Here is a 7,684-nt window from a genome sequence, read left to right on the forward strand (position 1 = left end):
TCCGGCGCGACCTCAGAGCTTCACGGAGCGGCTGCGCCGGGCCGTCGGATCCACCGCCGCCTCGTGCCGCCGCGTGCGCGCGGACTCCACGCGCAGGCGCCACGGCGAGTACCGCTCCGCGGCGAGCGCGAGCCGGAGGCCGCCCGCGAGGGTCTGGTCCGCGGGAGTCGCGGGGAGCGCCGCGAGCGACCGGGTGAGGCGGGGCAGCTCCATCTGCGCCCCGCTCACGGCCCAGCGGGCGGCGACCTGCGCGAGCGGCGTGCGCGACTCGAGCAGCACGTGGCCCGCGCCCGGCACCTCGAGCATCGCCGCCTCCGGCATCGCCGCGGCGAGCGCACGCGAGAGGTGCGGGGGCCGCACGAGGTCCCGCTCCCCCGCGAGCACGAGCGTCGGCGTCGTGATCCCCGCGGCGAGGCGGGGCATGTCCCAGGGCTCCCCGGCGAAGGGCGGGACCCCGTGGCCCTGCGAGGCGGCGAGGCCCAGCGGGTCCAGCGGGCCGCCGTCGGCATGGTGCCCGTATCCGAGCTCGGTGTGCGCGATCGGGGCGACGAGGTCGTGCTCGTCGACGTACGGGGTGGACTGCAGCCAGTCCTGGGCGAGCACCTGGCGCACGCTGCTCCAGGTGAGGCGGCCGCGGCCGAGTGCGAGGAGGTCCACGAGGTCGCGCACCGCGGCGGGCCCGCCGTGCTCGTGCACCGCGAGCACCACCGCTCCCGCGTGCCGGCCCTCCACCTGCCCCTCCTCCACGAGCCGCCGCAGCACCGACGCCGTGGAGGAGGTCGCCGGGACCGTCCCGTCCCAGTAGGCGGCGCGCAGCGCGTCCCGGCCCGCGGCCTCGTCGTCCGGGGTGATGAGCGGGGAGTCCAGCACCAGGGAGGCCACGCGCTCCGGATGGTGCGCGGCGAGGGCGAGCGCGAGATGGCCGCCGTAGCCGGCGCCGTAGACGGCCGCCTCCGGCACGTGCGCGTGATCGAGGACGGCGACGAGATCCGCGAGCACCTCCGTCAGGCGCATGCCGTGGCGCGGCAGGTCGCGGCCCGCGCCGTCCTGCCGCGAGAGCCCCACCCCGCGGTGCTCCATCATGATGACGTCCATGCCGCGGTCGCTGAGGGTGCGGCGCAGGCGGTCGTAGGGCAGCACCGAGGCGCGGCCGGGCCCGTCGGGGATCAGCAGCAGCGGCACCTGCGGGGCGGCGACCCCGGCGCGGCGCGCCGCCTCGAGGTCCTGCGGCCGCGGATGGCGCGGCGTGCGCCGGGCGTACCGCAGCGGGAACAGCCGCGGGTCCTTCCCCGAGATCTCCCGCAGCACCGTCATGACGTCCCCGCGCAGCAGCAGCAGGTCGTCCTGCGCGGAGCGCTCGAAGAGGTCGACGGACCTCACGCGGTGCGCTCGTCCCGCCCGATCGTGCTCCACAGGAAGCTGTAGAGCAGGGCGTTCATCCGTGCGGCCTGCTCGTTCGTGGCCGCGCCGCCGTGTCCTCCCTCGATGTTCTCGAAGGAGCGGACGTCCGCCCCGAGGGACTCGAGCGCCGCCGTGAGCTTGCGCGCGTGCCCGGGGTGCACGCGGTCGTCCCGGGTCGAGGTGAGCACGAAGGACGGCGGGTAGTCGACCCCCTCCGCGAGCAGGTGGTACGGGCTGAAGGTGCGCACGAACTCCCAGTCCTCGGTGTCCGGGTCGCCGTACTCGGCCATCCAGGAGGCGCCCGCGAGCAGGTGCGAGTAGCGCTTCATGTCCAGCAGCGGCACCTGGATCACCGCGGCGCCGATCAGCTCGGGGTAGCGGGTGAGCATGTTGCCGGTGAGCAGCCCGCCGTTGGAGCCGCCGCGCACCGCGAGGTGCTCGCGGTCCGTGACACCGCGCTCCACGAGGTCCTTCGCGACGGCGGCGAAGTCCTCGTAGGCGCGGTGGCGGTGCTCGGTGAGCGCCGCCTGGTGCCAGCGGGGGCCGTACTCGCCGCCGCCGCGGATGTTCGCGATGACGTAGCGGCCGCCGCGCTCGATCCAGGCCTTCCCGATCGGGCCGAGGTAGCTCGGGGTCAGGGAGATCTCGAAGCCGCCGTAGCCGTAGAGCAGGGTGGGCACGGGGGTGCCGGCCTCGGCGGCCTCCTCGGCGCCGCGCGGCGAGATCTCGAAGTACGGCACGCGGGTGCCGTCCTCGCTCGTCGTGAAGTGCTGGGTGACGTCCATGCCCTCCGCGTCGAAGCGGGCCGGGGCGCGCTTGATCGTCTCGAGCTCGCCGGGGGCGCCGCCATGGGGCACCTCGGAGAGGTCGCCGAGCAGCAGGGTCGTGGGCTCCACGAAGTCGGTGACGGTGATCCAGACGCGGTCGTCCTCGTCCGCGTCGAAGGCGGCGACGCCGAGCGCTCCGCGCAGCTCGGGGTAGAGGTCCTGGCTGACCCACGCGCCGTCCTCGTCGCGGTGGTGGACCTCGAGCCGGTGCACGACGTCCTCGAGGATCGAGAGCACGATCGTGCTGCGGGTGATGGTCATGCCGTCGAGGGAGGTGGAGTCCGTGGGCTCGAAGAGCAGGTGGAGGCCCGGCTCCCCGTCGAGGAAGGAGGCGAAGTCGCCGACCACGAGGGAGCCGGCGGGGAACACCTGCTCCCCCACGGTCCAGTCGCTGCGCGGGGAGAAGACGCCGAGGTCGCGGTGGGCGTTCGCCTCGAGGTCCCGCGGCACGTCGATCGTCGTGAGCCGCACGCCGTCCTCGGTCCCGATCCCCTCGACGAGGTGGAGGGTCTGGTCGTAGAACGCGTGGGCCTGCAGCACCCAGTCGCGCTCCCAGCCGGGGGTGGAGTCGTGGGAGGCGAAGGCCGCGAGGTCGGACTCCGCGGCCTCGAGCACGAGCTCCGCCTCGGCGAGCAGGGTGCCGCGGCGCCAGATCCGCGCCTGCCGGGCGTACCCGGAGCTCGTGAGCGTGCCCTCGCCGAAGTCCGTGCAGGCCCACACGGTGTCCTCGTCGATCCAGGCGAGGCTGCCCTTCGCCTCGGGGCGCTCGAAGCCGCCCTCGGCGGCGGGCACGAAGGTGAGGGTCTCGAGGTCGAACTCGCGGGTCGTGTCCGCGTCGGAGCCGCCGTGGGAGAGGTCCACGAGGGCGCGCCGGTACGGCTGCCCGGGGGCGGGACGCAGCAGGCGGGCGCCGTGCCACACCCAGTCCTCGCCCTCGGCCTCGTTGAGCGCGTCGACGTCGATCAGCACCTCCCATTCGGGCTCCTCGGTGCGGTAGGACTCGAGCGTCGTGCGGCGCCACAGGCCGCGCTCGTGCTCGGCGTCGGTCCACACGTTGTAGAGGTGGCCGCCACGGTGGGTGACGCCGGGGATGCGGTCGCTCGCGTCGAGGATCTCGAGGATCTCCCGCTGGAGGGTCGCGGCGAGCGGCGCGCCGTCCGGGCCGGTGACCGCGTCGAGCTCCGCCTCGGCGCGCGCGTTGTGCTCGCGCACCCAGTCCAGGGCCTTCTCGCCGGTGACGTCCTCGAGCCACAGGTGCGGGTCGGAGGAGCCGTCCGGCGCGGGCAGGGACGGGGTGGGGGTGGTGCTCATCGCTGCTCCTGCGTGGTGTCCGTGGTGGTGTCGAGGCTGTCGGTGAAGTCGGTGAGGGTCTGCTTCCAGGTGGCCTTCCAGGCCTCACGCTGGTCGGCGTCCTCCATACCCTTGTGGGCGACGGCGAGGGTGCAGCGGGGGCGGCCGCCCTGCTCGTCCTTGGCGCAGATGTTGATCGAGGCGCGCGACCCGTCGAGCCCGGAGGTGCGCCAGTATCGCCAGCGCGCGGTCTCGCTGATCGCGGGCTCCTCGAGCCGGAGGTCCTCGCGGCGCTCGGGGGTCATGAAGGCGCTCCACGCGGCGAGCACCGCGTCCCTGTCCCTGGGGACGGTGCGGGAGGCGGAGACGGCGAAGTCGCCCTCGCAGGTCTGCCCCACGACGCGCAGCCCCACGACCTGCTCGTAGGCGACGGTCACGCCCTGCGCCCACCACTCCTCGACGCCGTGGCGGTCCACGAGCAGCCGGGCGATCTCCCGGTGGCCCAGCTCGCGCGCGCCGGCGGCGTCCAGGCGCGCGGTCCACTCGGCGAGCGGGGTGCCGGTGGCGCGCTCGATCGCGGCGGCCTGGGCGTGCTCCTGCGGGGGGATCGTGACGGGGAGGTCCTGCATGGGGCCAGACTACGGTCCCGCCCGTGTCCCCGGTCACGGGGAGCCGTGGAACACTCGAGGTCATGTCCTCCCTCCCCCGCCGCCGTGCCCTCGCCCTCGCGCTCTCCCTGCCGCCCGCCCTCGCCGCGTGCACCGCGGGCGGCGGCTCCGACGGAACCGCCGACGGCGGGACGTCCGACGGAGGCGTCTCCGACGGCTCCGCGTCCGACGGCGGCGGCGCCTCGGACGGCGCGGCCACCGCGGAGCCCACGGCCCCCGCCCCGCCGAGCGCCGCGGAGCTGCTGCTCGAGGACCTCTCCGAGGACGACCTCGCCGCCCAGCTCGTCATGGTGGGCGTGCGCACGGGCACCTCGATCGACCCGGAGCTGCTCGAGGAGCATCCCGTGGGCGGCTTCTTCCTGCTCGGCGTGTGGGAGTCCGCCGACGCCGTGGACGAGGTCGTCGACGCCGCCCTCGACGGCGGCCGCGAGGACCTCCCCCCGCTGCTCGCCGTGGACCAGGAGGGCGGGCAGGTGCGCATGCTGCGCGGGAGCGCCGCCCGTCGCACCTCCTCCGCCGCCCGGCTCGGCGAGGAGGGGGCGGCGGCGGTCACGGAGGCCTACACGAGCATCGGCGAGGACCTCGCCGCGCGCCGCATCCCGCTGGCCCTCTCCCCCGTCGCGGACGTCGTCGACCCCGAGCTCGGCGAGGACAACGGGCCCGTCGGCGCGCTGGACCGCGGCTTCGGCACGGACCCGGAGCAGGTGGGCGCGTGCGTGCGCGCGGCCGTCGAAGCGCTCGACGCGCAAGGCGTGGGAGCCTCCCTCAAGCACTTCCCGGGGCTGGGCCGGGTGCGGGAGAACACCGACTTCTCCGCCGAGGGCATCGAGGACACCACCACGAGCGCGGAGGACCCGTTCCTCGACTCCTTCGCGGAGGGCATCGCGGCCGGCGCGGACGCCGTCATGCTCGCCTCCGCCGTCTACCCGCGGATCGACCCGGACAACGCCGCGATGTTCTCCTCCGCCGTGGTGACGGACCTGCTGCGGGGGACCCTCGGCTTCGACGGCCTCGTGGTCACCGACGACATCGGCGCCGCGAAGGCCGTCGCGGACGTCCCCGTCGCGGAGCGCGCGACCCGCCTGCTGGCCGCGGGCGGCGACGTCGTCCTCACCGCGGACCCGTCGATAGCCGCCGAGCTCGCGGAGGCGATCGCCGCCTGGGCGCAGGAGTCGCCCGAGCAGGCGGCCCGGGTGCGGGAGGCAGCGGGACGGATGCTCGCGCTCAAGGAGAGGCGGGGGCTGCTCGGCTCCTGATCGCCCGCGCCGCCCGGGGTCAGCTCTTGTCGAGGGTGATGAGGTGGTTCAGCGGCCGGCGCACCTGCGCGGAGCGGGTGATCTCCCAGTCCGCGGCGTGCGCGGTCGCGCTCGCGACGAACTCGCGGGCGGTCGCGATGATGGTCGCGAGGTCGTCGTCCTCGCCCTCCTCGCCGATCTCCTCGAGCTCCCCGGCCCGGTCGAAGTCCGCGATCCGTGCGAGCTGCGCGGCGATCGCGGCCGAGTAGGTCGCCCCCGCGCCGGCGACGTGCCGGCCCGCCTCGCGCTCGGCGCGCAGCAGGTCCGTGCCGCCGGGATGGACCACGACGTCGACGGCGTCGTCCTCCGCGGGCAGCAGCCCGCCGCTCATGACGACGGCCTGCGGGCCGAGCGCCTGCAGGGCGAGGGCCTGCTCGCGCATCTCCTCGATCGTCGTCGCCTGCGGGCGGCCCAGCAGCTGCGCCGCCTCGGCGAGGTTCGGGGTGAGCACGGTCGCGAGCGGCACGAGCTCCGATCGGAGCGCATCGGCCCCCTCGGCGGAGATCAGCGGGGCGCCGTCGGAGGCGATCATCACCGGGTCCAGCACGATCGGCCCGAACCGGTCGCGGTGCGTGCGCACGGCGTCCGCGACCGTCTGGACGATCGCGGCGGTGCCGAGCGCACCGATCTTCAGGACGTCCACGTGGAGGTCGCGGACCACCTCGTCGATCTGGGTGCGCACGACGTCCGGCGGCAGCGGGTGCGTGCCGCGCGGTCCGTGTCCGGCCACGGAGGTGACGAGCGTGATCGCGCTGGCCCCGTAGACGCCGAGGGCGGTGAAGGTCTTGAGGTCCGCCTGGACGCCGGCGGCGCCGGCGGCGTCGGACCCGGCGACGGTGAGGACGAGGGGCGGGCGCATGGGGTTCTCCGTTCGTTCGCTGGCGGGGAGTCTAGCGGCGGGTCCTGGTGACCCGATGGGCGTGCGCTCGCCGTGCACCGCGCGCGCCCGTGCGAGAATCGCCCCCGGGCGGCACGATCGGGACCGCCGGACCAGGGGTGAGGGGAGGCGGGATGTCGCCGACGCAGGATCAGGGCACCGGCACGGGCTCCGCCTCCGGGCTGCCCGACTTCGTCGGGTCGGGCCCCGACGGGCTCCCCGACTACGAGCACGGCGGGGACGAGGCCGTCGGCCCCACCGAGGGCGCGCGGCGCCGCACCCTCGTGCTCGTGCTCTCCGTGATCGGCTCCGCGCTCGTGCTGCTCGCCGTGGGGGCGCTCGTGCTGTCCCAGACCGTGTTCCGCGGCCTCGACGACGAGGAGCGCACCGTCGCCTCCTCGACCGCGTCGCGCAGCGCCGAGGGCCACGAGGAGTACGTCCCCAACGAGGAGGACCCGTCCCTCGCCCCGCCGCCCCCGATCTTCACCCAGGCGCCCACCACGGACTGCACGATGCCGGAGTACGCGCCGGCCGCCGCCGCCGATCCGGGGACGGTGCGCGGGGGGAACCTCCAGTACACGCCCCCCGAGGGCTGGGACTACCCGTGGAGCGAGAGCTCGCTGCCCTACATGTCCGAGGTCGGCTCCCAGGGCCGCAACGTCGAGGGCTCCTGGTACAGCGTCGTCAACCTCGGCAAGGTCGAGTTCACGGAGGACGAGGGCGGCTACCCCGGCCTCGAGCAGGCCGCCGTGACGATCTTCCAGTGCTACGCGACGACCTCCGGCGTGCTCGTGGGCTTCGGGGAGAACCCCGAGGTCACCGACCACCGCTCCGAGCCGACGACGGTGGACGGCCAGCCGGCGTGGATCGTGCAGGCCACCTACCACTTCGAGGACCAGGACCAGTTCAGCAGCACGAGCGCCTCGATCGTCACCTCGATCGTGGTGGAGACCCCGGACGGTCCCAGCGCCCTCGCCTCCGACGTCGCCGCCGACCACCCCGACCACGTCCAGAACCTCGAGGACATCATCGCGAGCCTCGAGGTCGTCGACTGACGACCCGCCCCACCGGACCGCCCTTCAGGAGCATCGATGCACACCGGACCGAGCACCACGACGAGCCCCGGCACCGGGCCCCAGCGACCCGGCGGCGGTCGCGGCATGCCGCTGCTCATCGGCGGCCTCGCCTTCGCGGTCGTGTTCCTGCTGATCGTCGGGACGACCGTCGGCTACCTCGTGCTGCGTCCCGGCTCCGGTGGCGGCGACCCGACGGCGAGCGCGACGGCGACCACCGAGTCGGCGAGCGCGAGCACCGAGCAGACCACGG

General features: G+C 74.9%; 6 protein-coding genes and 1 pseudogene. 3 read left to right on the forward strand and 4 right to left on the reverse strand.

What is annotated here, in order from left to right; translation table 11 throughout:
* Positions 1–12: 12 nt before the first annotated feature.
* From ABD080_RS16035 to ABD080_RS16045, 3 genes are read right to left on the reverse strand one after another with little or no spacing between them, the layout of a single operon-like run.
* Positions 13–1,380 carry an alpha/beta hydrolase gene (locus tag ABD080_RS16035; protein WP_240811157.1) on the reverse strand — a complete coding sequence of 456 codons (1,368 nt, stop codon included), beginning with the start codon at positions 1,378–1,380 and terminating at the stop codon, positions 13–15.
* On the reverse strand, positions 1,377–3,539 hold the full coding sequence (locus ABD080_RS16040) for a prolyl oligopeptidase family serine peptidase (RefSeq protein ID WP_343906368.1): 2,163 nt from the start codon (positions 3,537–3,539) through the stop codon (positions 1,377–1,379). Before ABD080_RS16040 ends, ABD080_RS16035 begins: the two co-directional genes overlap by 4 nt.
* Entirely contained in the window at positions 3,536–4,147 is a 612-nt protein-coding gene (locus ABD080_RS16045) for a hypothetical protein (protein WP_343906370.1), read from the reverse strand. The genes ABD080_RS16040 and ABD080_RS16045 overlap by 4 nt, the downstream gene beginning before the upstream one ends.
* A gap of 62 nt (positions 4,148–4,209) precedes the next feature.
* Between ABD080_RS16045 and ABD080_RS16050 the strand changes: the two genes are divergently transcribed.
* On the forward strand, positions 4,210–5,442 hold the full coding sequence (locus tag ABD080_RS16050) for a glycoside hydrolase family 3 N-terminal domain-containing protein (protein WP_343906372.1): 1,233 nt from the start codon (positions 4,210–4,212) through the stop codon (positions 5,440–5,442).
* A gap of 19 nt (positions 5,443–5,461) precedes the next feature.
* Here ABD080_RS16050 and thiD read toward each other — a convergent pair whose 3' ends face one another.
* Positions 5,462–6,340: a bifunctional hydroxymethylpyrimidine kinase/phosphomethylpyrimidine kinase gene (gene thiD, locus ABD080_RS16055; RefSeq protein WP_343906374.1), complete on the reverse strand. Its 879-nt coding sequence runs from the start codon at positions 6,338–6,340 to the stop codon at positions 5,462–5,464.
* Between the two features lie 152 nt (positions 6,341–6,492).
* On the opposite strand from thiD, the gene ABD080_RS16060 reads away from it, so the two are divergent.
* Both ABD080_RS16060 and ABD080_RS16065 read left to right on the forward strand, forming a co-directional pair.
* Positions 6,493–7,413: a hypothetical protein gene (locus ABD080_RS16060; protein ID WP_343906376.1), complete on the forward strand. Its 921-nt coding sequence runs from the start codon at positions 6,493–6,495 to the stop codon at positions 7,411–7,413.
* A gap of 36 nt (positions 7,414–7,449) precedes the next feature.
* Positions 7,450–7,684: pseudogene (locus ABD080_RS16065) on the forward strand (hypothetical protein); the annotation flags it as partial.

It is taken from the genome of Brachybacterium rhamnosum, from assembly GCF_039526185.1.
In the GTDB taxonomy this organism is placed as follows: Bacteria; Actinomycetota; Actinomycetes; order Actinomycetales; family Dermabacteraceae; genus Brachybacterium; species Brachybacterium rhamnosum.